Below are 20,849 nucleotides of genomic sequence, written 5' to 3'. Positions count from 1 at the left end.
TCCTTTCTTTATGCAGTTCTGCGCCAACGGTTTACTGTTGGGTCAGCAGAATTGTCATAGACTTCCCAAGTACCGCCCAATAATACGGATGGACTTGTAGTATCTGTGCTTTGATAAATTGAGCCAACTGGATAGAATACATTGAGAAGTCCTGCTCCTTTATCCGTCCAAGCATAATCAGCTGGATTAGTCGACTGAGTAATACCCGTGTATTGACCTTCATATCGTCTATTAGCGTCTGTGATACTAAAATCTGTTACACCATCAGCACTATTAGACCACGCTGTCCATGTTGTCATGCCAGCTTGCCCATCATTTACATTTGAAAATGTAACTTGACTTGTTGCAGCAAGTTCATTACCGACATAAGCCTCAACTGAGACAATCAACGTATCTGTGATAGTTGTTGCATCAATAGTACATTGCGGATCACTAGACAAAAGAACATCTCCATTCTTAAATTGGAAAGTTGCATCTAACTTGGCGCCGGCTCTCCATAGCTCCGCTGTAATTGTAGATGTTCCAGTTCCGTTTCTGAAAATATAGCCATTATCTGTGTATAGACGCAATTCATAAGGTTTAATGCCTTCTGAAATTTCGTTATATCTGTCAGTAATTTCCTTACTCAACTTATTACGCAACGCTTTGTAATTATCAAAGACGGTACTGTTTGAGTCAGGATTAGTAAAACTAATATGTTGCTCCGATACACGAGCTAATAAAACTAATCCATCTGTGAATGCTTCGTCTTCGATTTTTACCGTGTCGCCAATATCCAAATCACCTGATGAACCTGATACCTCATAAGAGATAGCTGGGTAACATCCTTTTCGAAGTTCAGATAATGCAGTTGAAATCAGCACTTCGTAATCGGTCGTTTGAAGCTCCATATCATGACGAATCCAGTTGTCATTTGTTTCCTCGCCTGAAAAGGCTGAAGGGTAAAGTTCTTTTGAAATAGGTGCATATACACCACCATTTTTTACATAAAACTCAACTACGCCTTCATCATTTTTGTACTCTCTATACAAATCTTTAGGAATTTCAGTAATGACTTCTTTTTGTTGAGTGGTTGTAGTTGTCTTTGGTTCGTTATTACCAGTTGAACCTGTGCTTGTAGTAGAACTCTCAGTGCCGTTGATACGTTTCCCTTGGACAATCTCAGGTGGATAACATAGCGTTTGCAGAATACGCAAATAGGCGTTTGCTGAGTATGTTCGTTCTTCGACATACTGATGACCTGCATAGTTCTGTTCTAAAACGGTCAATGTGTCGCCTGACAATCCTTTGATAACAACAGTATGACCCCAACCGCCAGTATAAACTGGACCACCAGCATTTGCTCTGATATTCGCAATTGCTCCAGGTATTAGATCAGAAACTTTAGTAGGCCTCATCATGCGCCAACCAAATTGTTTCCAGTTGTAGTCTTCCCCGATATGTGAAGCTGCAGCTCCTGCACCAACTAAACCTTTGAATCCAGGAGTGACGCCACCGCCCAACCAAGGCCCACCGATTGTATAGGCGTACCATGCCGTCAGTGCATAACACTGACCTGAACCAATACGAGTGTTCTTTTTCGCAGTTAATGCATCAAGCGTTGACTTGGTTTTACTAGCAATCTGTGAAACTGGTGCAGTCCCAACTGTTCCAGCCGTTTTAAATTGGCTATCAAGAGTATCCATAGCACCATTTGAATTGCTATTAATACCACTTCTGATTGAACGCATTAATGGTGCGTAGTGAGCATATCCAGCTGCAGCATAGTCATAAGTTGCACCACCAACACGAAACAAGCCTTTAGTGTAACTATCAATGCTATTAGCACCTTTAACTTTATAGATTCCTTGTTCCGCAAGTAAATAAGTGTAGTCTTTCATGTAGTCCGACACACTTGCGAAGTGCATATAATAACCACCCTCGTTGGCAGGTCTAGCTGTACCTTGCGTAACCTTAATACCACTTGGACGAGTTGTTGACCCAGTCCACGTTAAGCCACCCCAGTTGTTGTCTATACGAGCGACTGGCGAGTTACCCCACCACGATTCAAGATAAAGCTGAGAAAACACGCCAGATGGCAATAACTTATGTTGGACACAGAGATTAAGTATTTCATTGACCAAACTCTTGCTGATCGTCCGTCCACCATTAGACAGAGAACCACCTGAATAAGTAACACTTCCAATCTTTGGCGCAACATACTTAGGGTTTGCAGACGTCACTTTAACGTCAACTGTTGCTTTGCCTGTCGGCTTTATCATGTTAAAAATACCAGTCTTATCAACTGTTTTTTTAACTCCAGCAATGTTATGGCCATATCTTAAAATGACATCATCACGAATACGTCCGACGCCTTGGTTCTTATCATCATTTTCTTTATAGATATGCATGATAAAAGATTTCAAGCTTGAGTCTTCGTTTAAGACCGTTTCAAACTCGATTTCACAGTCAAACATATTTGCGATGGACAATAACCGTTTTAACTTGGTATCTGTTCCAGTCCATTCAAGGGTACGTTCACGATCAGCAATTTCATTGTGACCAATTGTGATAGCTCCTCCACCCAAAATATAAAAGACATTACAGTAATCAATAAATGACATTTCTGTGGTTGCTTTATAAGGTCCTGCCAATTCATTTAGCAGCTCAAGGTTTAGATTTTCGCAGTAACATCTAATAGTTGTCTCAGTCTCTTCAATCTTCATGACATTAAAGAGATATGTTCGCTTGTTAAAAACAAACGAAATAAAAGACCTATCAGATAACGTCTGATAAGCCTTTTCCCTAATTGTGTCGGTCTTGATATTCTTTTTGTAGACCGTGAATTCAAATGTTGATGATGCCGTATCTAAATAGCGTGACCATTTATCGTCATAAAAAGAAAGTGTGTTCTGCAATTCGTTGTCAATATATGCCACTTTTTGCAATTTTGCATTATGAATAATTAAATCCAATAACTATAACCACCTTTCTTCGTACTCAACAGTAACATCAGGATTGCTTTCACTCCATGATGAAATATTTAATTCAATCGTTGATTTACCTGGAGGAATTGTCAGCCATTTAGAGTAATCAACAATATGATTTAATTTCGGAATGTTATCAACAAGCAATGTTTTATTTTCGCCATTTATAACAACTTCTGAGCCAACTCCATAAGGATTTGGGATATTATAACCGTCTGCCACGTTGTCCTTGCGGTATTTAATACCGTCAACATACATTTTTCTGACTAATGGCTTACCTTGCATTGAGCCAATGGCAACATGCAACTTAGCTGACTTTTTGCCTTTTAATTCAGGAATAATACGCTCAAATTGCGAACCGTTCCAATGAATAATAAGCTTATCATCAATACGCTTGATTTCTGTCCAACCTCTGCCCTGGTTGAATGGATTTTCATTTTTGTGAGTACAATTGAATTTCTTACGAAAATCCGTGAATTTCCATCCGCCATTTCCATCGGTAACTTGGACGTTATACTCTGTCTCAACACCTGATTTTCTCTTGATAGTTTCGACACCAAAAAGGAATTTTCCATCAGTATCAGAAACCGAAATCTTAATAAATCCATATTGATTTATATTCCATGCCCAGAAGATTTGACGCCACCAAACATGATCATATAGCGAACCTTCTATTGGCAAATCAAATGTTAATGAACCTGCATGATTTCCACTTGGTGCAATAGCTCCAGTCAATGCTAAGTGATTTCTGTTCCAGTCAGCAACAATTCCTAAATTCTTATCTAGCGTCTGCAAGCTATCGTTTAAAATAGCCACATTCTTAGCACCTTTGGCAAATCCATCTGCAATCTTAGTTCCTGTATCTGAATAGTCAAATGGACGTTCAGAATAAGCAAGCGTTTCAGAGTCTATCAACTCACGGTCGCCAATTTCCATAACACCTGATTCATTTACCAATCCAAAGTATCCATTTTCACTGTTCATTTTCGCAGTTATGATTGGTAGTGCTGGAAGTGTGCCTTTATTCAATAAATCAAAAACTAGTTTTCCGTCTTGAATCGTGTACTTAGTGACTTTCTTCTTTGTTTTTGAATGTGCCACACCATCAGGAATTAAAAACTCAATAGTTACAAGGCTTAGCCAAGCGATTGGATCACTAGCAGAAATCTTACTAACTGGTAAGCCAAGATAGTATTTGTCAGGTTCATCTGAAAATTCAATCTTAACCGGCTCATCAACATTAAAAATTCCGGCTAAGTCATGCTTTAGGATATTCAACGAATAATCACTACTTCTATCTTTAAGGTAAAAATCAACAGAAATTGTTTTGGCATCGACTTTTACTTGATTTATAAAAACACCAATCAGAGGAGAGGTGTTAGTTGATACGCTTCTTTGATTTCCAATATCACGATTAATTGACATAATTGTTAGCATGTCTGATAAATCTATATCATTAAATTTCATAGTAGCCATTATCTTATACCTCCCCTCTTAAGCGTTTGATTGACGCTGATTGTTGTTCTTGGACTGTCGAAAAATCTCGACTTGTTGCATAGGCTAAGTCACGGCCATTAACATTCAATACCATTGGGCGCTTAACTGCATCGTTAGCAACTCTTAGAGCGCTCTTAGCGAGTTCATCACTTCCGCCTACCATTACCATTCCAGATTGATTTCTTGCGCTCTCCTTAGCGTATTTCATGCTAATATCGTGAGGTACGACGACAGAGCCACCAGGTAAGTATGTTAACTCCCCTCGTCCACCCTCATTCATGCGAGCGAATCCACCTTGCCAGTTATCAGTACCACGATATAAGTAAGGAATTGAGCTAATAGAGACGCCTGGTATCTTATTGATCAGACTTACTGCGCTGTTAATCCCACCTATAACACCATTGACAAATCCTTTAACTTGGCCGACAAGCGATGCTACTGCGCTAGAAATACCATTAAAGACACCTTGCACAAAACCAGTTAATCCACTCCAAGAGCTTTTAATTTTGTTAAATGCTCCAGTAATAGCACCGGTAACTGTTCCCATTGCAGCACTAACAATTCCTTTAATACCACCAAATACAGAACTGAAGACATTGACAAGCTTATTAACGACATTCCCTATTGTTGAGATGCTTGTAGTTATGAAGTTTGAAATGCCAGTAAAAACATTTTTTACAACGGTTGCGATAGCATTGAAAATTCCTGCGAAGAAGTCGACAACCGGAGCGATAATTGCACCAATTGCGGAAACTAGAGCTTGAATAATTGCGCTTGCTGTTGTGACGAATACATTAATCGCTGAGACAACAGCTGTGATGATAAACATCACAACACCGATGATTGTGCTTAATATAGGTGTAACCATTGCAATCCAAGCAGTAATGTATTGAACTAGAGCTGTGAATATTGGGACTACAATAGCTAAAATTGTTGTGATTGTGTTACCAATGATTGAAATGATTGACGTGATAATAGGAATAAGTGCAGAAATAACAGGTTCCAACAATGTAACCAAACTATCCCACATTTGTTTGAATAGTGCGATTACTGGCTCTACAATCGGCATTATCGCATTAAGGATATTGCCAAATTGTATTTTTATAGTTTCTGCAAGAGTACCAACAGACGCCCTGAACTGTTCTGAGTTATCCCAAAGCCTTTTGAATGCACCAACTAAACCAGCAATAGCAACAACTATACCTGCAAATATTGCAATAACTGTTCCAGCCCCTAGTGAGCCAAAGACGCCAGCTAAAGCGCCTCCCTCTGCCGTAGCAGTTGCAAACCAACCTGATACAGTAGAAATAGCTCCTCCGATAATTCCAAACGCTGTAATAAGATTACCAACGCCGACAACAATTGAACCTAGTGCCAACAGAACAGGGCCTGCTATGGCAACTACACCTATACCCCACTTTTGCCAAGGTTCGAGCGGAATATTATCCCACATGGTTTTTAATACATCGCCTACATTCATCGCAAATTGTCTAACAGTCGCCTCTAACTCCGACACTAGTTTTTTAACATCTGCATTCTTTGAGCCAAGATTGTCCACCAAATTTTGAGCTGACGCTTTCATTGCATCGAAAGAACCTGATACTGTCTTGCTCGCTTCTTCTGATGTCGTTCCTGCGACACCTAAATTTTCTTGAATTAAGTGGATAGCTTCAATGACATCTGCATAGTTATTTAAATCAAATTTTTTACCCATCGCACCCGGTAACTTCTCTGCATCGGATAACAATCGAGCCATTTCTTCTTTAGTACCGCCGTAACCTAATTTAAGGTTATCGAGCATAGTATAATTTTGTTTTGCAAATCCTTGATATGCATTTTGAATCAATTCCATGCTTGTGCCAAATTTATTTGCATTGTCTGACATATCTACAATCGCTTTATCAGCATAAGCTGACGCTTTTGCGGTATCACCGCCAAGCCCCTGCAATAAAGTCGCTGAGAACGATGTCACTTGTTCCATGTATTTAGTTCCTGAAATTCCTGCACGTTTATAGGCACTTTCAGAGTTCTTGATAACAGCTTTTGCGGATTTCCCAAATAAAGTCTCTATACCGCCAACGGCCTGTTCTAAGCCTGCAAAAGACTTAACTGCGAGAGCAACACCGCCTACAATAGGCGTTGTTATCCCAGCCGTCATGGCACCACCTATACCCATCATAGATGAACCTACATTTGAAACAGCACTCCCGATTGACTTCATTTTGTTTGACACTTGTTCTATCTTCTCTTGCATCGCCTGAAAATCTTTAGACGTCTGATCAGAAGCTTGTTTCATCTTCTCTTTTAATTTTTCAGCTTCTGCAACTGCTTTCTCAAATGCTTGTTGCATTTTTGCGGCGTCACCAGTAACTTCAACGCTTAACGTATAATCAGCCATTTTCTACCCCCTCTCTCTGCGGTTTTTTAAGATTATTAGCTTGATAAACCATATCAACCCATGATTTACCTTCTTTTTCTTCTGATTGTTGAATAATTTCCATGTGTGCGTTGACAACTTCCATATTTGCCGGTTGTTGCTTACGTTTCCATAGGTCTTGGAACTTACTGCCTTTCTTGCGTAGGGCATTATTAACGGCATTTAAAACGGCATTTCTCATGGTTTCAGAGTCTGACACTTTTTTGTCTTCCCATGCTTTCATGATGAAAAGCTTCTCTCTCTTTGTTAGTTCTAAATACTCGTCCTTTGTTGTCCCAAAATTGACAAAGAAAAAAGCGAAGTCAATATCTTTTTCATATTGCTCCGCTAGTTCTCTATATTCATAATCAGTATTTTCTTCAGTACCGCCGAGATATTCAAACTCAACTAATCGTCTAGGAAGAAAAAAGGGCAGTCACGCTGGATAGTGTTGATCACTAACATATTCAGATAAACAAATCCTTTTGTGTTAAGTAATTCCTCAAAAATCATTGAACCTTGTACTGGTGCAACTCGACCGCCTTCATAAGCATATAATGCATTAACGAAGTATTGACGAAGATCACCAATAGAAAGCATACCTTTAGCATTGATTACGGTGGCCATAAAACTTTTACCAGTAATAGCTTCCGCAGTTTCAACAGTTTTCGTATTGTATTTAAGTTCATACTGGTTACCGTTATAGATAATAATTTCTTTGTCTTCCATTTAATCCCCTTTATTTTTATTAAACAGTAGGTGTTGTGCCTTCAGGCATTGCAGTAACTAGAGTTTGTTGTTCAGGTGGTAATTGAGTAATGTCAACCAATGCACCGTTGCCGTCCAAGCTGATTGAGTAAGTCATACCGTCATCATATGGAGCTTCAAGTGAGTAGTCGCTGATAAAAGCTAGACCCCCAAACATACCAGTTGAAGTTTTGCCGTTGATTACCTTAATACAAACTGGGTCGGAATCCTCAAACGCTTTTCCAAGCATTTTGTGGGTTTCATCAGACGGGATATAAAGACCGTCATTGTCAATTGACCATTCTTTCATGCCGGCGATTTTAGATTTCCAACCGCCTTTGGTGTCTTTTGATGATACCTCGATTGAGTCAGCTGAGCGGTTAATCGTTAAACCTTGCTGACCACTAATAGCAAGCAACTTATCTCCGGTCGCATTAAAGAGTGCTAAAATAATGTCTTTACCTGCGATGGCTTTCGTTGAGCTTGCGTCAAAATTACAATATACATTGCTATCAAATTCTGTTGCCATTTATTTCTCCTTAAATTTTCGTTTTAAAGCCGTAAGCGACTTTGATTTCATACGCAATAATTGCGTGCATTTCTTTTGTTTCGTCCTCTTGCAAAGACTGCATGCCAGTTTCTGTCTGTCGAAGAATTTCAACGTCAGGCAAAACCAATTGTTCTGTGAGTGCTTCTTCGACTTCCTCAATCATTTTATAGATTGCGACTTTACCGTTACTTTCAGCTGCTATCGCATGAATCCAAACAGTAAAGACTTCACACCACATCATCTTGGTATTCTCGGGTCTTTTGTCAACAATCTCGATAAAATAAAAAGGCGCCGGAGCGTCTTCTGGTACTTGATCATAAGCAGTTAAGCTTGTGTTTTTTTCGATTGTTGCCTTTAGCGAGGCATGCAAATCAACTAATCCTAATTTCTTAAGCATGTTACCTCTTCTTTCTCAATTCATTCAGCATGTCATTGCGGTAAGTCGTCCTTTGTTTTTGCACGTTATTAAACAAGAATCTTTGACCAGTAACATATCCTACTTGCCTACCACCTCTTACTATCCTATGACCATACTCAACGTGAGGTGCATAGTCTTTAGAATAGTAAAACATACCACTAGCAACGCCAATTCCGGAATTTAATTCAATCATTCTACGTGACCTCATCAATTCTCCGGCAGCATGACCTTTTGACTGTTTTCCAATTGGTGTTCCAGGTCGTCTAGCAGCACGATTAAAAATAGTAGTTAGGTTCTTATTAACAACGGCTTCCCATTGGATTTCGTTCATCGCACGGAAACGAGCTTCAAGGACTGGTAATCCTTTGACATCTATTTTCATAGGCGATAACCATTCAGAATTAACAGACGCCAACGACCTAAGTCTTTGACTGATTTTATTTGGTAGTATTTGCCGTCTATTTTTACACGTACGGCATCTTTCGCTTGCTTGGGTGTAATTCTATTACAAAGCATCTTGCGAGTGCTAGACGTTAAATCTCTACCATATAAATTCACGTCTTCGGCAGTCCATTCTGTGAACCGCCCAGCATATGCCGTGGCTGATAAAACTTTTTTCATGATGTCATTCCCTAGCTGGTCTTTTTGACCTGTCGGAACTTCCGTTTCTAAATAAAACAACTTGTATCTCATAAGAAACGCACCACCTTATCAGCCAATGATTCGGTTTTGATTTTATCAGCTAAGTAGTTCATCAGGTCGACTTCATACTCTGCTAAAATGTTATCCACAAAGTTAGTAGTGATTGTGTCTGCTTTTTCGCTTGTTATCCCTTCGTAGAATAATCTGCGATACATTTTTACAGTTACCTCAACCACAATTGTTTCAAGCTTAATATTTAAAACAGTATCATTGACACGCAAATTAATACGGTCTGTTGCTGATAAGATTAGCTCTTGAAGTAATGCAAAATCAGGATTTTCAACATCAGGCATGCGAGTGATAACACGATCAATAATTGCCATGTTAGTCCTCCTCTACTAAATAACCTGCCTTAACTAAGTCATTAATACGTTTTTTCGTTGGTTTATACCCTTCACGAGGAAAAGGAGCACCACTTTCGTAGTAGTGCTTTTCATCTTGTCCATCGTAAATGGCTTGTGTTGTTTTATAAGCCATTAATTACCTCCTAATTAGACAGTTGGAGCAGCTGCTTTAAGAGTTACCTTAACAATACCGTCGATACGTTCAGGGTACATAAGAAGACCTTCAACAACCAATGTTTGGATTGTTAGAGTAGTGTCTTCGCGGAAGTGGTTCATACCGATGTAGCCAGTTGAATCGCCGTGTAAGCCAAACTCACGAGCAAGCTCAGAAGTGTTAGGGTTAACATAAGCAAGGATAAGATTTTCAGGAACAGTTGCCCAGATTTCGCCTTTTGCAACGTCATTTGTAGAGATAATAACAGTACCTGTGAAGTCAACTAAGTAAGTTAAACCAAATGCAGTTTGAGTTGAAATTTGAGCGTTTGCGATATATTCAGCAACATCAAGTGGGTTAGCAAATACAATTGCTTTTGATGAACCTTGGTCTTCAAATAAAACTTCAAGTTGGCCCCAAGCTGATGCGATACCACCTTGTAAACCATTTCCAAGTGGTGCAATTGTACCAGTACCAGTTTTAAGTGCAGCTACAAAGTCAGCACGGACATTGTTTTGAATTTTACGGATGAGAGCTTCATCAGTATTTGCAATAGCATTGTCAGAACCGTACATTTGAATGTCTTCGCCAGTTGTCGCTTTGCGGTATTTTTTAAGAGTGATCACTTTTGTGCCGGCATCTTTTTGAGTTACCTTAGAAAGTGGAATAACTTCACCCTCTGGGACAGTGCCATCAGCAAGTGCTACTTCGTAACCTGAGTAAGTGCGGAGTGTTGCGCCGGCTTGTACTGAGATTTTACGAGTAATGCCAAGCATTTCGATAAGTTTGTTTAGGTTTTCTTTGAATGTATTTGTAACGTCAATTGTGATTGGGTTACGTAGATCAGTTGTTTTGATTAATCCATCTTCTGGGAATGTGCGAGTTGTTACCATAGTTTAATTTCTCCTTTTAATTAAATAACGCCTGATTTTCTTCAATCAAGCGTAAGCGTTCAGTACGGTCTTTAACGGCCATAATAGACTCTTTAGTTAGAGTGTTAGCTGTTCCGCCTTGTTTTGGAAGTGGGTTCTTCAAGCGTTCAGTAACCGCTTTGTCCACATGGTCGTTAAATAAAGAAATAAAGCCCTCTACGGCTTTTTTAGTATCGTCAGCACTAGTTGTTACAAGCATGTTGATTAGGTCTTCTGACGGCACGACATTAGCTTCTGAGAACATTCCACGAGCAATTGAAGTCATTTCAGAACGTGTTTTTTCAGCTTCAAGCTCAGCAATACGAGCTTCAAGTTGTTGTTTTTCATGTTCCGCCTTTTGCTCTGCGTTCATCTTTGCTAATTTCTTCGCTTCATCTTCTTTAGTTTGTTGTTCTGCTTCCCATTTTGAGTGAGCAGTATCCAAAGCTTTAGAAATTTTCTTATCAAATTCAGCTTGATACTTAGGGTCTGACAATAGTTCGTCAAACGTTTTTTCTTTAACTTCCTCTTGTGCACCAGATTCGTTCAAGATTTCTTCGTTTTCATTCATTTTTAGTTCCTCCTGCCCCACGCCATTGCTTTCGCCCCAGCGCATTGCTTGATTTTATTTTGAACAGTTTAGTGTCATGCTCGGGACAAAGAAAAAAGACCTTTTTATAGGTCTTGAGTTATGTGTCAAATGATAGTCTGTTCCTACCAGTCAAGATGTTGGATCACTTCCTTTCAGTTTTCTGTCGGTTTCAAGGTGTGAACTCCTTTCTATTAAATTTCAATCTTGCGTTTTAAAAAGCAATAACATTTTCCAAACATATTAATTTGAAACCATGCTACTGCATATCGTTTACCATCTGATTCATATTTTGTGATGTAGTGATGCATAACTAACTCCTTTCAGTATTTTTCGTAAGTTTGTTCAAAAATATCGGGCTTACATGGATAAAACTCTCCCTGAACACCTTTGATAATGTAGTCGCCTACTTGAGCGGTCATTTCTCCTTCAAGAGTCTGGATTTTTAAAACAGGGTTACCTTTGTAACTGACATTAACAGGGTCTAACCCGAAACGACTAAGCTCCTCAAGCCTTTCAGGCGTGTCGATGAATTTAATAGCCTCAATCTCTACCGGTTTCTTTCTGTATTTCATCAAATATCCCCTCTCAAACGTTCCAAAGTAATACCTCTATCAGTTGATTTAAAAGTTGCGTTTTTGAATTCATCTGCATCGATTTTTAATTCAATCGGTTTTTCTAGCTCTTTAATTCGGCTTTCTAAACGTTCTAAACGTTCGATGAAAATTTCTTGATCCTTTAAATAATTTAATTCTGATTGTTCAATGTTGTATTCTAAACACTTAATATAATTATCAATTTCTTTCAACCAGTCAGTATGCACTTCAACCAATCTGTCTTTTTCTTCGTTTAAATATTTTTCGTACGCTTTCATTTTCTTTTCTCCTTTTTGATGATTGAAATCATTGAATTAATAATTGCTACTACAGTTCCTGTCAAGACGAATAACATGAACATCATAAATAAAATTCCCATGATGTTATATCCTATCTCCCAAAAAATCATTTGTTTTTCTCCTTATATCTCTGTTCGTAATCATCAGGAATGACCATAGCAAATGAACTGCGACAACCAGGATGCATAGGCGGGAAGTTAACGCCTACTTGTTTAGACTTCATTAAAAACTTCTGTCCATCAAGTCCTTTGCAAACTGATGACGTGTGACTATCTAAAACTGCCACAAACTCGTATTCGTCATACAAACCACTATCTTCAAAAGGCTTCATCATAGCTTGATTATTGACGTATGTTCCCTCAGTCCTTAACAATCTATGGAGATTATAGTTTGATTGCTTGCTAAACCTATCTCTTAGCTGCTTTAACAGCTTATCGTAACTATCTCCTCTGATAATTCCGGCTTTTAGATCATTAATAAGGTAAGCCACTAGCTTATCCTTATTATTCCAAATACTAGCTGAGAAATTCTCTTGATTTATCCAGTCATCATCAATGATTGTTTGAAGTGCAACCTTATCAAAAGTAAATCCCATTACCTTAGCAGTTTCTTGATATCCATCTTTAAAAGTCTTGGCTAAATGCTTAGTCAGTTCTTCTTGCTCAATGGCACCAATCTCTAACTGTTGGCTCTTGATTGATAGTTCTAAGCCTTGCAGTCTATCAAGTTTGTAGATTGAGTTTCTGACTGGTGCTAATTTCTTATACTGTGGATAACGTTCCGCAAAACCGTCAAAATTTCTATAAATGACATCTTTTTCAGCTTTAGACATTTGCTGCAAAAGGTCACGATACTCAATAACATTGTTCTTTCCATACTTAGCAAAATAGCTCCCTATTTCCTTTTCTAATCCAAATAACTGTTCGGAGTAATATTTAGCCATCTTCTCTTGTAAAGCTTGCTCATTACGCTCTAAGTTATTCCACAGTTGCGTCTGACGTTGTTTCCAATACTTGTGATTGTCCATTGTCTACCGCCGTTCTAGGAATAACAGTTTCTTCCATTTCTTTTTTCAAATTCTCGACTTCTTCTTGTGGATTAGATACATTAGAAAGCACTCCGACCTGTGTTATTTTAGTTGTAATACCAGCAAGCGCTCCGGCAATCTGAGCTTCTTCTAGCAAGTTAGACGGCTTGTTACGTGTAAACTTATACTGGATATCTACCCATTCATCGCCATTGATTTTGGACTTAGGATAGTTAGCAATCAATTTATATCGTCTATTCATGCCAGACGTGAACTTACGCTCTTTAGTCTTAGCTAGATTGTCCATAGCTTGGAGTTTATAAGCTAATGAAATACCGCTAGCGTTACCGAAGTTGTCATCGGATAGGTTAGCAACCATTGCGGTTCTGAAAATTAAGTCTTCCAAGCGATTGAGCAGATTCTCTTGCGTACCATCTGCATCAGGTTTTTGCAAAAACTCAATGACTAATTTATTAGTATCGTTACTTGCCATGTTAATGATACGGTTATCACGTAGTTTTTGGAGTGTCTTGTCGTCTAGCTTAGCCCCTAGGATTTTCAAATAAGCATCGGCGTAATACTCAACATCGTTAGCCTTTTCTGAAATAGCCTTGTCAAAAGCATTGATTAGAGTAATGACGTTATCAAAGATACCTTGTTTTTCGGCATTCTCGACATATTCAACCATTGGAACATCGCCAAAATAATGTGACACTTCATCAATAATCTGATAGCCTTTTTCTCCAACTTTGAAGTAAGTAATATTACTTGCGTCTGAGTACGTTCCTTCAATTTGACCTTCACTATTAATAAAGTAACGAACCGCAAATAAAGGTCGTTCTCTGATTGAGTCATCATAGACCATAAATGCTTGCGTTGGATCTAAATAAGTGATGCCAACCTCTGCATTTTCATCAGCATAAATCAATTCGTAACCGTGACCGAAGATTGAGCAAATCTTAGATAGTTCTGCATTGTTATCGTCTTGGTCGTTATATCCATCTAAAAATTCAAGATAATCACTAACTGTCTTATTTTCGTGTGATACGTTGATTGGGTTACCAATAAAGTAACCATTGAACGTATCAACAATATACTTAGCAAAGTTAACTACTAAGCGATTATCAGGTTTGTAAGACTCTTTTTCTTTTTGATTTAGAATTGCATGTCTACCCTCGTACATATCCTTGCGTTCTAAATACTTGGGAATCATCGCTTGATGGTCTTGAATTAACTGACCAAGTAATTCTACCGTCATCTCTGTGTCTGACGGCTGTATAAATACATTTGCCACTAAATACCTCCACTAAATAATTGGACGAACGTGTTATTGTTTTCGTCACTGTGTATTGCATACCTCAAAGCATCCAGAACGTCGTCATATTCTTTTATGACTTCATCTTTTGTGCTGTTAGGTTTCCATTTATATTGATAAATTTCATCAAAAAAACGAGGTATCACACCTCGTAAAATATAGAGTTTCTTTTCTTTAAATTTCTTGGCTATCGTTTCAATACCAGCGATAACTTCTTTCCTTGCATTGCGTGCGTCTAGCTCTGCATCTATTAATGCACTGACATGCTCATGACGGGCACTATCGCACCAAAACACTAAGTCACCGCCGTATTTTTCGTTAAAATGCTTAGCTTTATCTATCCACCAGTCAATGTAATGACCTTTTTCGGATATACCGTCTACTAAATAAAGGTTGTCATCTACACCCTCACCGATTATCACAATAGAACCATAGTGATCAAAACCCCAGTCAATACCAGCAAAATAACGTTTCATATCTGGTAATTTATCCACAATGTGAATATCTTCGTCAAACTCAGAATACACGGCGCCCTCTGCAACTGTCCAAAGACCTAAGATGTCTCTGTCGTAAAACTTACCTTTTGGAGTTGCTGATTTGATGTTCTCGATATATCTTTTTGAAAGAAACGTGTTGTCATCTAACTTAAAAGCAAAATCAATAATCATCTTGTCTTTATTATTGATATAGTCACGATTAAGCCAGTGGTTAGGATTGTCCGGATTGCTATCCCACACTATACGTGCATCAGTACCAGAACACCGTGAAATTATTTCCTTGAACACTACTTCGTTAGCAAGTGACGCCTCATTTACATAAGCACCAAAAGCAGTAAAACCACGAGCACGTTTAAGCCCACTGATTGACCCAGTATAGACTTGAACAACTTTAACACCTCTGAAAGTGAAAGAGCCATGTTTGTCGTACTTAGGTTCAAAACCGTATTTATTGTATAGCTCTTGCAACACGTTGTTTTGAATACTTGTTGAAGACGTGCCAGCTAAGATATACATTGGTTCATCTACGCCTAATCTGTCCGCTATGGATCGCACACGGTCAAGCTCGGTTATAAAAGTGTCATTATTAACGACAGTCTTACCTGCTCGCTTAGCACCATGCAAACCGCAAATAAACCAGTCGTGGTTCCAAATATAACTAAGCACTTCCAATTGTCTAGGTGTGTAGATATCAGATAGGCTCATCAGAAATAGCCTCCTTGATTTTATTCATCAAGTTTGAAATCTTATCATCTTGTCCTTCATCGCCACCAACTTGTAATTTAAGTTTATCAATTTCAAGCTGCATCTTTTCTGCTTGTTTAGATGTTGGATAACGCTTAAGAATTTCAACTATCGCTTTAATAACTGTGTTATTATCAGGCTTTTTAAATACCCGACTAACTTCTCCAGTTACAGGGTTCATCATTAGGACTTCTTCTTCACGCTTACCTTTTGCGATGTCAGAAAGTATCGATAAAGCTTCAGTAGCTGTTAAAATGTTTTCAGACTGCATCTTCTCGACTTGATTTTCAATGTATGATTTTATCCCTACATTTCCCAACAATTCTTTTGAACGTTTGTTTGCATAATTTTCACTATAACCAGCTTTAATTGCAGATTGGTAAGCATTTCCAGAAGCGATATACTCATCTGCGAACTGTCTTTGTCTTTCGTTTATTTTCTATCACTCCTTTCAAGCATAATAAAAAGCCACAACGTGGACCTATAAAAACATTGTAATACCAACGTTTATTAGAGATAGGTAGCCATATCGTGGACCATAATAAAAAGCCACTCTATGAGTGACTAAGTAAGCGTGCGAGCGGAATCGAACCACCACGCCTCAATGTTGAGCTATCAACATAATAAGGAATCGAACCTTATTGCCATGGCACGCTTTTATAGGAACAGTCGGAATCGAACCGACACAGTGACGTTGTTTGCGCCAAACGTGGCCATACGCTAGCACCTTTCCATTCGGGACTCTATATTCCTACAGTGAATTATTTTAAGGAGTCAAACCTAAGGGATTTATCACTTTCAATTAACCTCTATTGAGATAGCAGGATTCGAACCTGCGGGGCCATTACAACCACACCTCTTACGAGTCCCGAATAAACCACTCTCGGACATATCTCAACTGGTTCCCGTTGGGGTACCATACACATCAAAATGCAAGTTCTGCTAAAGTTAAAGTTGGAGTTTCAACAAAATGGAACCTAGTAGGTAAAATGAATGCGTCTTCTTGCTATCTCGATAATACTATAATATCAGATTTAAACACCTATTTACTATCGATTTACTATCCAAAATCTGCGTTTTTTCTGTGTATTGTCTGAATAAGAGCACCTTCTCTATACAATTCAGAGAAAGATAGTAAAGCTCCGTCTAGTGTATCATAGTATAATTTTTCTGAATAGTTCATTTCGCTATAAATTACCTTGTCAGATTTTTTATAAGGATTTAAAAATTTATCATAAAGAATCCGCCGTCTATCAGGTTCCAGTATATTACTAACTGCCCACTCAATAGCTTCTAGCTCGCTTTCAGCGTCAACCCTATTAATGGCCAAACGTTCTACTGGCTTGCTAGGAGAACCATGTGGTTGTCTTGGTTCAAAAGAATATGTAGCAGTTATTTTTTGGTTGTCAACATCATTGGCAATTCGTCGCCAACGTGGATATTCTCTCAACTTGCGTTTTGCATTAGATTTCGTCATTTTGACGTCAATTTCAGGAAAAAACACGATATTTGCCTCCGATATGTTATAATAGTATTAGTAGCTTTAACAATCGGGGCGTCTCGTGACGTTCCCTTTTTTCGTGCCCTGGCTTTGTAAGGAGAAATTTTAACACCTCTTTTCTGTTTTATGTAAAGGAACAAAACTTCCCACCAGGCCACGATCAAGAATTTACAATAGATAAAAACTAACTCTTTAGGATTTACCTCTCTTTCTATTTATTTCGGACAGGCGAACGATCCGTAGAATTTACCAGTCGCCTTGAAGAATCACAGTAACCGATAACTGCTTTAGATTTGTATTGAAAAATTTGAGAGAGAGTACCTCTTTTCTTTTTTATTTTCGGTTAATACCAACCGAGCGAGTCGAACGCTCGTGATACCGTTGTTGGTTATACAAATAGCGTTAAGATATAGAAAATAATCATGTACATCATCGCTTTCATCAATACTGTTAGTACAGATTCTAATAAAGTAAGTTCTTCTCTCTTGAGAGCTTGTGACGGGAACAAATATCCAAATACAGAACTAATAGCAATAGCTTGTATGACTGTGATTTGTGGGATATTACCAATTGTAGTTAGCAAATTATTCCATCCGTATTTTAGGGTTAGACCTTCAATAAATAACATAGCTGGTGTTAATGAAATCATTATTAAAAACTTTGTTCCGATTTGTTTTTCTTTCATTTAAATTCCCCTTTACTTATTTCAGTTGCATGATCAGGTCAATATGTGGTGCTAGAACAGGAATTAATGCTCTGGTTATGCACCAAACAACAATAATAATAACTGTCAATATACTTGTATTTTTTAGCATTGCTTTTTCTTTCGTGATATCGTTATTAAAATCCATACCTACTTCTAAACTTACAGACGCCCACAAAAGAATAAATAACAAAGGTATTACTAATGCACCTAACCATGATATCGATTGTAAAAATCTATACCACTGCCATTCGTGTAACAACCGCTCATAAATCTGTGGTGCATTCATGTTCAGACTGCTTACAATTTTCTCTAGTTCGTTAGCTGATATGTCTAAAATTTTTGCTAGCGGTTTAATTAGTTCGTTCATACAAATTCTCCTACGTAATATATATTAATTTCTTTTTGTAAATCTGATTTAGTTATATATTTAATCAATTCTTCTACTTTATTTAAGAAGTCCAATACTGCGTGGTGTTCATTTTTAGATTCGATAACTTTTTCTAGTTCAAATCCTTTATATTCTGCTTTAACTCTAAATTCTTTCACCCCTCCACCTCTTCAATCTCAAACCAATGTTTATTTCCACCGTAATCAATCCGTGTGACGTTTTTATCCTCTACTAAGTCAAATCCATATGCACCAAATTTAAACTCGTTACGGCACACGTCATGGAATCCTTGGATTGCTTGTTCCTTAGTTTCAAAGCCGCCTTTTAAGATGCGTTCTGCATCGTCACAATAATATAAGTTGTATGTCATAATTCCCTCACTGATACCCAAACATTATCTGGATACTTCTCCATTGATTTTTCTTTGCTGATTAAACAATCACGCTGATAATTGTGATTATTCAACAAGATGTCTTTAGCAATTGTTTTCGGTACATCGATTGTTTCGGGTCCTACCTTCTGACCGTTAACATATTCTTTTAGGTTTTTAAACGTGTAATCAGTTTCTGTCTCACTGACTATAACCGCTCCTACCCAATCTGGTTCATTCATTCGTTACCTCCTATAAAATAATCTTTGATCTCTATTAGTAATTCATACTCACTTTTTGGAATAGTTACCATTTCTGGAGTAGATATATCATGTGACACTTCGCTTGATAATGGTTCAAAATTCAAACCGTCAACTGAAAATCCATACTTTGGTATTTTGTTACTTAATTTACACTCTTTCATTCCGTCACCTCTTCCTTTATCCCCACGAAATAAGAATGAATCTATCTAAAATTATATGATTCCCAAAAATAGTATAAGTTGACTTTGTTTCTGAGATTTTGACTTTGAAGCCTTCACCAAGTCGATTTTTAAGCAGATCAATTGTCCTTTTATCTCCCAATCTTTTTGCAAGATATTTATCAGGCTCTTTTTCAATATTGATACGATAGGCGTTGTACCCTTTCATAGCTGATTTTTTGATTTTTGCTTCAATGTTATATTTATCGAAATGCCGATTAAACCATTTTGCGTGGCTTTCATCACCCAATTCTTTTACTTCATCAAATAAGCTCATTCCGTCACCTCTTTCGCAAATTGCCACGCCCAATCAAAATCTTTGCGGATTTCTGATTCGGTTAGTTGGAATTTGTCTCGGATTTTCCAACTATGGTCGTTAATACAATTAATAAATACTCCGTTATCATTATATTTACAAAGAACAAAACGTTTGAATAAAGAGCCATTCGGATTTGGTATTTCCACTGTATACAACTTCTCTTTTTCGACTGTGACGGCATCAGGACCATTTACAATTAACGTAACAAGTGCAAGTGCATTAATATCTGCCTGTCTTTTGTTTTTACAGTTTAACCATTTGTACACTTCCAGCGGCTGGTTGTCGGGGTCAAACCATTCGTCAAATTCATAATCACGTTCTCTTGAATTGTCAACCCAATCAATAGCACATTGTGGTACCACTGGTTTTGGTTGGTCGAGTTTCACTTCTTCCCATTTAGGGTTTACGTGTATTTTTCCTGTGACAGTTTTTATTGATAAAGTAGTTGTGTTTTCTTTATCGTATATATCTTCAATATTTATTTCTTCAATAATTCCATATAATGACACTTTTTGGCCTAATTCATATTCTTCAATCTTCATTTGCTACCTCTTTTAATATTGATAAAAAACTTATCGGAATGCTCATTCCAAGTCATTACGTTTTTAGCCTTGGTAATAATTTTGGTATCTTGTTCATTTATCCAAACTTCTAACTCGGGATCGACCTTAGCTAGCACCTTATGTAAATCTTTAACTTTAAATCCGTTCATCAGTAACCACCTCCGCAACCTGAGTTAATACGTTCTTTAAATATTTCAATGTCATCTACCACATCTGCCAACACTCGTTTTTCTTGGTTTATGTCTTTTTCACTTGCACCGTCACGTTCAATGTAGTGTTCAAGTGCATGTTTTAGGATGTGTAATCTTCTAAATTCGTTCATGCTATACCTCGTTTAAAAACAGTTGGCTAAAAATAGCCTCTAGCACATCAACCACAATCGCGTTTCCTGCCTGCTTGTATAGCTGACTGTTACTATTTACTTGTTCAGCTTTTTTGAAGTCTTCATCACTGCACCCCATCAAGCGCCAACACTCATTTGGTGTTAGTTTGCGAATGCGGTATTCTGGCAATTCTACTGCATAGTTATCTTTTTGGACAGTAGTAATTGTGTTACTTGCTCCAATAACTACTGATAAATCATGTTTATTAGCTTTGACAGTTCTACTCAAATTTTTGTAAACTCCTCCCTGAAATCGTTTTGATACATTAGTATAAATCGTTCCAATTACAACACCCTTACTGTCATCTGTCGTTATTGTATGTGCCATGCTTTTTTTGCACTCTCCCTCTTCTTGTTTTACTAAAAG

General features: G+C 37.8%; 31 protein-coding genes and 1 tRNA gene. All 32 read right to left on the bottom strand.

Features of this window, described 5'->3' with window-relative positions; genetic code table 11:
* Window positions 1-8: 8 nt before the first annotated feature.
* Complete coding sequence (locus A9Q68_RS08715; protein ID WP_071794318.1) at window positions 9-2,954, bottom strand: glucosaminidase domain-containing protein; 2,946 nt, start codon at window positions 2,952-2,954, stop codon at window positions 9-11.
* A 3-nt stretch (window positions 2,955-2,957) separates the two neighbouring features.
* Complete coding sequence (locus tag A9Q68_RS08710; RefSeq protein ID WP_071794317.1) at window positions 2,958-4,442, bottom strand: distal tail protein Dit; 1,485 nt, start codon at window positions 4,440-4,442, stop codon at window positions 2,958-2,960.
* A gap of 4 nt (window positions 4,443-4,446) precedes the next feature.
* On the bottom strand, window positions 4,447-6,861 hold the full coding sequence (locus A9Q68_RS08705) for a phage tail protein (protein ID WP_240494222.1): 2,415 nt from the start codon (window positions 6,859-6,861) through the stop codon (window positions 4,447-4,449).
* Window positions 6,854-7,123, bottom strand: coding sequence for a hypothetical protein (locus tag A9Q68_RS10965; protein WP_240494221.1), 270 nt, complete (start codon window positions 7,121-7,123; stop codon window positions 6,854-6,856). Before A9Q68_RS10965 ends, A9Q68_RS08705 begins: the two co-directional genes overlap by 8 nt.
* A gap of 164 nt (window positions 7,124-7,287) precedes the next feature.
* Window positions 7,288-7,608: a hypothetical protein gene (locus A9Q68_RS08695; protein WP_071794315.1), complete on the bottom strand. Its 321-nt coding sequence runs from the start codon at window positions 7,606-7,608 to the stop codon at window positions 7,288-7,290.
* A gap of 19 nt (window positions 7,609-7,627) precedes the next feature.
* Entirely contained in the window at window positions 7,628-8,155 is a 528-nt protein-coding gene (locus A9Q68_RS08690; protein ID WP_071794314.1) for a phage major tail protein, TP901-1 family, read from the bottom strand.
* A 10-nt stretch (window positions 8,156-8,165) separates the two neighbouring features.
* On the bottom strand, window positions 8,166-8,573 hold the full coding sequence (locus A9Q68_RS08685) for a DUF5072 family protein (protein WP_071794313.1): 408 nt from the start codon (window positions 8,571-8,573) through the stop codon (window positions 8,166-8,168).
* A 1-nt stretch (window position 8,574) separates the two neighbouring features.
* The gene (locus tag A9Q68_RS08680) at window positions 8,575-8,976 is read right to left on the bottom strand and encodes a hypothetical protein (protein ID WP_071794312.1); all 402 of its coding nucleotides are present in this window, start codon (window positions 8,974-8,976) and stop codon (window positions 8,575-8,577) included.
* Entirely contained in the window at window positions 8,973-9,287 is a 315-nt protein-coding gene (locus tag A9Q68_RS08675; RefSeq protein ID WP_071794311.1) for a hypothetical protein, read from the bottom strand. The genes A9Q68_RS08680 and A9Q68_RS08675 overlap by 4 nt, the downstream gene beginning before the upstream one ends.
* Complete coding sequence (locus A9Q68_RS08670; RefSeq protein WP_071794310.1) at window positions 9,284-9,619, bottom strand: phage head-tail connector protein; 336 nt, start codon at window positions 9,617-9,619, stop codon at window positions 9,284-9,286. Before A9Q68_RS08670 ends, A9Q68_RS08675 begins: the two co-directional genes overlap by 4 nt.
* A 1-nt stretch (window position 9,620) precedes the next feature.
* Window positions 9,621-9,773, bottom strand: coding sequence for a hypothetical protein (locus tag A9Q68_RS10830; RefSeq protein ID WP_165605239.1), 153 nt, complete (start codon window positions 9,771-9,773; stop codon window positions 9,621-9,623).
* A gap of 14 nt (window positions 9,774-9,787) precedes the next feature.
* Entirely contained in the window at window positions 9,788-10,687 is a 900-nt protein-coding gene (locus A9Q68_RS08665; protein ID WP_071794309.1) for a phage capsid protein, read from the bottom strand.
* Window positions 10,688-10,703: 16 nt separating this feature from the next.
* Window positions 10,704-11,276: a DUF4355 domain-containing protein gene (locus tag A9Q68_RS08660; protein ID WP_071794308.1), complete on the bottom strand. Its 573-nt coding sequence runs from the start codon at window positions 11,274-11,276 to the stop codon at window positions 10,704-10,706.
* 341 nt (window positions 11,277-11,617) lie between these two features.
* The gene (locus A9Q68_RS08655) at window positions 11,618-11,869 is read right to left on the bottom strand and encodes a hypothetical protein (RefSeq protein WP_071794307.1); all 252 of its coding nucleotides are present in this window, start codon (window positions 11,867-11,869) and stop codon (window positions 11,618-11,620) included.
* Window positions 11,869-12,168: a hypothetical protein gene (locus tag A9Q68_RS08650; protein ID WP_071794306.1), complete on the bottom strand. Its 300-nt coding sequence runs from the start codon at window positions 12,166-12,168 to the stop codon at window positions 11,869-11,871. The genes A9Q68_RS08655 and A9Q68_RS08650 overlap by 1 nt, the downstream gene beginning before the upstream one ends.
* Before the next feature lie 127 nt (window positions 12,169-12,295).
* A complete protein-coding gene (locus A9Q68_RS08645; RefSeq protein WP_071794305.1) occupies window positions 12,296-13,216 on the bottom strand; it encodes a minor capsid protein in 921 nt (306 codons plus the stop codon).
* On the bottom strand, window positions 13,167-14,510 hold the full coding sequence (locus A9Q68_RS08640) for a phage portal protein (protein ID WP_071794304.1): 1,344 nt from the start codon (window positions 14,508-14,510) through the stop codon (window positions 13,167-13,169). The genes A9Q68_RS08645 and A9Q68_RS08640 overlap by 50 nt, the downstream gene beginning before the upstream one ends.
* Entirely contained in the window at window positions 14,510-15,733 is a 1,224-nt protein-coding gene (locus tag A9Q68_RS08635) for a PBSX family phage terminase large subunit (protein ID WP_071794303.1), read from the bottom strand. The genes A9Q68_RS08640 and A9Q68_RS08635 overlap by 1 nt, the downstream gene beginning before the upstream one ends.
* Window positions 15,720-16,172 carry a terminase small subunit gene (locus A9Q68_RS08630; RefSeq protein WP_240494233.1) on the bottom strand — a complete coding sequence of 151 codons (453 nt, stop codon included), beginning with the start codon at window positions 16,170-16,172 and terminating at the stop codon, window positions 15,720-15,722. The genes A9Q68_RS08635 and A9Q68_RS08630 overlap by 14 nt, the downstream gene beginning before the upstream one ends.
* A gap of 412 nt (window positions 16,173-16,584) precedes the next feature.
* Window positions 16,585-16,669 (bottom strand) — tRNA-OTHER (locus A9Q68_RS10825).
* 163 nt (window positions 16,670-16,832) lie between these two features.
* Entirely contained in the window at window positions 16,833-17,279 is a 447-nt protein-coding gene (locus A9Q68_RS08625) for an ArpU family phage packaging/lysis transcriptional regulator (protein ID WP_071794301.1), read from the bottom strand.
* A 382-nt stretch (window positions 17,280-17,661) separates the two neighbouring features.
* A complete protein-coding gene (locus tag A9Q68_RS08620; protein ID WP_071794300.1) occupies window positions 17,662-17,958 on the bottom strand; it encodes a hypothetical protein in 297 nt (98 codons plus the stop codon).
* 16 nt (window positions 17,959-17,974) lie between these two features.
* Window positions 17,975-18,346: a hypothetical protein gene (locus tag A9Q68_RS08615; RefSeq protein ID WP_071794299.1), complete on the bottom strand. Its 372-nt coding sequence runs from the start codon at window positions 18,344-18,346 to the stop codon at window positions 17,975-17,977.
* Entirely contained in the window at window positions 18,343-18,525 is a 183-nt protein-coding gene (locus A9Q68_RS08610; RefSeq protein ID WP_071794298.1) for a hypothetical protein, read from the bottom strand. Before A9Q68_RS08610 ends, A9Q68_RS08615 begins: the two co-directional genes overlap by 4 nt.
* A complete protein-coding gene (locus tag A9Q68_RS08605; protein WP_071794297.1) occupies window positions 18,522-18,737 on the bottom strand; it encodes a hypothetical protein in 216 nt (71 codons plus the stop codon). The genes A9Q68_RS08610 and A9Q68_RS08605 overlap by 4 nt, the downstream gene beginning before the upstream one ends.
* On the bottom strand, window positions 18,734-18,979 hold the full coding sequence (locus A9Q68_RS08600) for a hypothetical protein (RefSeq protein ID WP_071794296.1): 246 nt from the start codon (window positions 18,977-18,979) through the stop codon (window positions 18,734-18,736). Before A9Q68_RS08600 ends, A9Q68_RS08605 begins: the two co-directional genes overlap by 4 nt.
* The gene (locus A9Q68_RS08595; RefSeq protein ID WP_071794295.1) at window positions 18,976-19,161 is read right to left on the bottom strand and encodes a hypothetical protein; all 186 of its coding nucleotides are present in this window, start codon (window positions 19,159-19,161) and stop codon (window positions 18,976-18,978) included. Before A9Q68_RS08595 ends, A9Q68_RS08600 begins: the two co-directional genes overlap by 4 nt.
* Window positions 19,162-19,177: 16 nt before the next feature.
* Window positions 19,178-19,495 (bottom strand): hypothetical protein, encoded by a 318-nt coding sequence (locus A9Q68_RS08590; RefSeq protein ID WP_071794294.1) that lies wholly within the window; start codon window positions 19,493-19,495, stop codon window positions 19,178-19,180.
* The gene (locus tag A9Q68_RS08585) at window positions 19,492-20,079 is read right to left on the bottom strand and encodes a DUF1642 domain-containing protein (protein WP_071794293.1); all 588 of its coding nucleotides are present in this window, start codon (window positions 20,077-20,079) and stop codon (window positions 19,492-19,494) included. Before A9Q68_RS08585 ends, A9Q68_RS08590 begins: the two co-directional genes overlap by 4 nt.
* Window positions 20,076-20,249, bottom strand: coding sequence for a hypothetical protein (locus tag A9Q68_RS10820; protein WP_165605238.1), 174 nt, complete (start codon window positions 20,247-20,249; stop codon window positions 20,076-20,078). The genes A9Q68_RS08585 and A9Q68_RS10820 overlap by 4 nt, the downstream gene beginning before the upstream one ends.
* Complete coding sequence (locus tag A9Q68_RS10815; RefSeq protein ID WP_165605237.1) at window positions 20,249-20,422, bottom strand: hypothetical protein; 174 nt, start codon at window positions 20,420-20,422, stop codon at window positions 20,249-20,251. The genes A9Q68_RS10820 and A9Q68_RS10815 overlap by 1 nt, the downstream gene beginning before the upstream one ends.
* Before the next feature lies 1 nt (window position 20,423).
* A complete protein-coding gene (locus tag A9Q68_RS08580; RefSeq protein WP_240494220.1) occupies window positions 20,424-20,810 on the bottom strand; it encodes a DNA cytosine methyltransferase in 387 nt (128 codons plus the stop codon).
* Window positions 20,811-20,849 lie beyond the last annotated feature (39 nt).

Origin of the sequence: Streptococcus bovimastitidis, from assembly GCF_001885095.1 — a bacterium.
Taxonomy (GTDB): Bacteria; Bacillota; Bacilli; order Lactobacillales; family Streptococcaceae; genus Streptococcus; species Streptococcus bovimastitidis.
Note: the sequence above shows the minus strand (reverse complement) of the source record. Positions and strands in the feature narration are given on the sequence as shown.

What these genes read in the sequence shown, in the direction of transcription:
- A9Q68_RS08710 (WP_071794317.1), bottom strand. Translation starts at nt 4,442, where the DNA reads ATGGCTACTATGAAATTTAATGATATAGATTTATCAGACATGCTAACA.
- A9Q68_RS08705 (WP_240494222.1), bottom strand. Translation starts at nt 6,861, where the DNA reads ATGGCTGATTATACGTTAAGCGTTGAAGTTACTGGTGACGCCGCAAAA.
- A9Q68_RS10965 (WP_240494221.1), bottom strand. Translation starts at nt 7,123, where the DNA reads ATGAAAGCATGGGAAGACAAAAAAGTGTCAGACTCTGAAACCATGAGA.
- A9Q68_RS08695 (WP_071794315.1), bottom strand. Translation starts at nt 7,608, where the DNA reads ATGGAAGACAAAGAAATTATTATCTATAACGGTAACCAGTATGAACTT.
- A9Q68_RS08690 (WP_071794314.1), bottom strand. Translation starts at nt 8,155, where the DNA reads ATGGCAACAGAATTTGATAGCAATGTATATTGTAATTTTGACGCAAGC.
- A9Q68_RS08685 (WP_071794313.1), bottom strand. Translation starts at nt 8,573, where the DNA reads ATGCTTAAGAAATTAGGATTAGTTGATTTGCATGCCTCGCTAAAGGCA.
- A9Q68_RS08680 (WP_071794312.1), bottom strand. Translation starts at nt 8,976, where the DNA reads ATGAAAATAGATGTCAAAGGATTACCAGTCCTTGAAGCTCGTTTCCGT.
- A9Q68_RS08675 (WP_071794311.1), bottom strand. Translation starts at nt 9,287, where the DNA reads ATGAGATACAAGTTGTTTTATTTAGAAACGGAAGTTCCGACAGGTCAA.
- A9Q68_RS08670 (WP_071794310.1), bottom strand. Translation starts at nt 9,619, where the DNA reads ATGGCAATTATTGATCGTGTTATCACTCGCATGCCTGATGTTGAAAAT.
- A9Q68_RS10830 (WP_165605239.1), bottom strand. Translation starts at nt 9,773, where the DNA reads ATGGCTTATAAAACAACACAAGCCATTTACGATGGACAAGATGAAAAG.
- A9Q68_RS08665 (WP_071794309.1), bottom strand. Translation starts at nt 10,687, where the DNA reads ATGGTAACAACTCGCACATTCCCAGAAGATGGATTAATCAAAACAACT.
- A9Q68_RS08660 (WP_071794308.1), bottom strand. Translation starts at nt 11,276, where the DNA reads ATGAATGAAAACGAAGAAATCTTGAACGAATCTGGTGCACAAGAGGAA.
- A9Q68_RS08655 (WP_071794307.1), bottom strand. Translation starts at nt 11,869, where the DNA reads ATGAAATACAGAAAGAAACCGGTAGAGATTGAGGCTATTAAATTCATC.
- A9Q68_RS08650 (WP_071794306.1), bottom strand. Translation starts at nt 12,168, where the DNA reads ATGAAAGCGTACGAAAAATATTTAAACGAAGAAAAAGACAGATTGGTT.
- A9Q68_RS08645 (WP_071794305.1), bottom strand. Translation starts at nt 13,216, where the DNA reads ATGGACAATCACAAGTATTGGAAACAACGTCAGACGCAACTGTGGAAT.
- A9Q68_RS08635 (WP_071794303.1), bottom strand. Translation starts at nt 15,733, where the DNA reads ATGAGCCTATCTGATATCTACACACCTAGACAATTGGAAGTGCTTAGT.
- A9Q68_RS08620 (WP_071794300.1), bottom strand. Translation starts at nt 17,958, where the DNA reads ATGAAAGAAAAACAAATCGGAACAAAGTTTTTAATAATGATTTCATTA.
- A9Q68_RS08615 (WP_071794299.1), bottom strand. Translation starts at nt 18,346, where the DNA reads ATGAACGAACTAATTAAACCGCTAGCAAAAATTTTAGACATATCAGCT.
- A9Q68_RS08605 (WP_071794297.1), bottom strand. Translation starts at nt 18,737, where the DNA reads ATGACATACAACTTATATTATTGTGACGATGCAGAACGCATCTTAAAA.
- A9Q68_RS08600 (WP_071794296.1), bottom strand. Translation starts at nt 18,979, where the DNA reads ATGAATGAACCAGATTGGGTAGGAGCGGTTATAGTCAGTGAGACAGAA.
- A9Q68_RS08595 (WP_071794295.1), bottom strand. Translation starts at nt 19,161, where the DNA reads ATGAAAGAGTGTAAATTAAGTAACAAAATACCAAAGTATGGATTTTCA.
- A9Q68_RS08590 (WP_071794294.1), bottom strand. Translation starts at nt 19,495, where the DNA reads ATGAGCTTATTTGATGAAGTAAAAGAATTGGGTGATGAAAGCCACGCA.
- A9Q68_RS08585 (WP_071794293.1), bottom strand. Translation starts at nt 20,079, where the DNA reads ATGAAGATTGAAGAATATGAATTAGGCCAAAAAGTGTCATTATATGGA.
- A9Q68_RS10820 (WP_165605238.1), bottom strand. Translation starts at nt 20,249, where the DNA reads ATGAACGGATTTAAAGTTAAAGATTTACATAAGGTGCTAGCTAAGGTC.
- A9Q68_RS10815 (WP_165605237.1), bottom strand. Translation starts at nt 20,422, where the DNA reads ATGAACGAATTTAGAAGATTACACATCCTAAAACATGCACTTGAACAC.
- A9Q68_RS08580 (WP_240494220.1), bottom strand. Translation starts at nt 20,810, where the DNA reads ATGGCACATACAATAACGACAGATGACAGTAAGGGTGTTGTAATTGGA.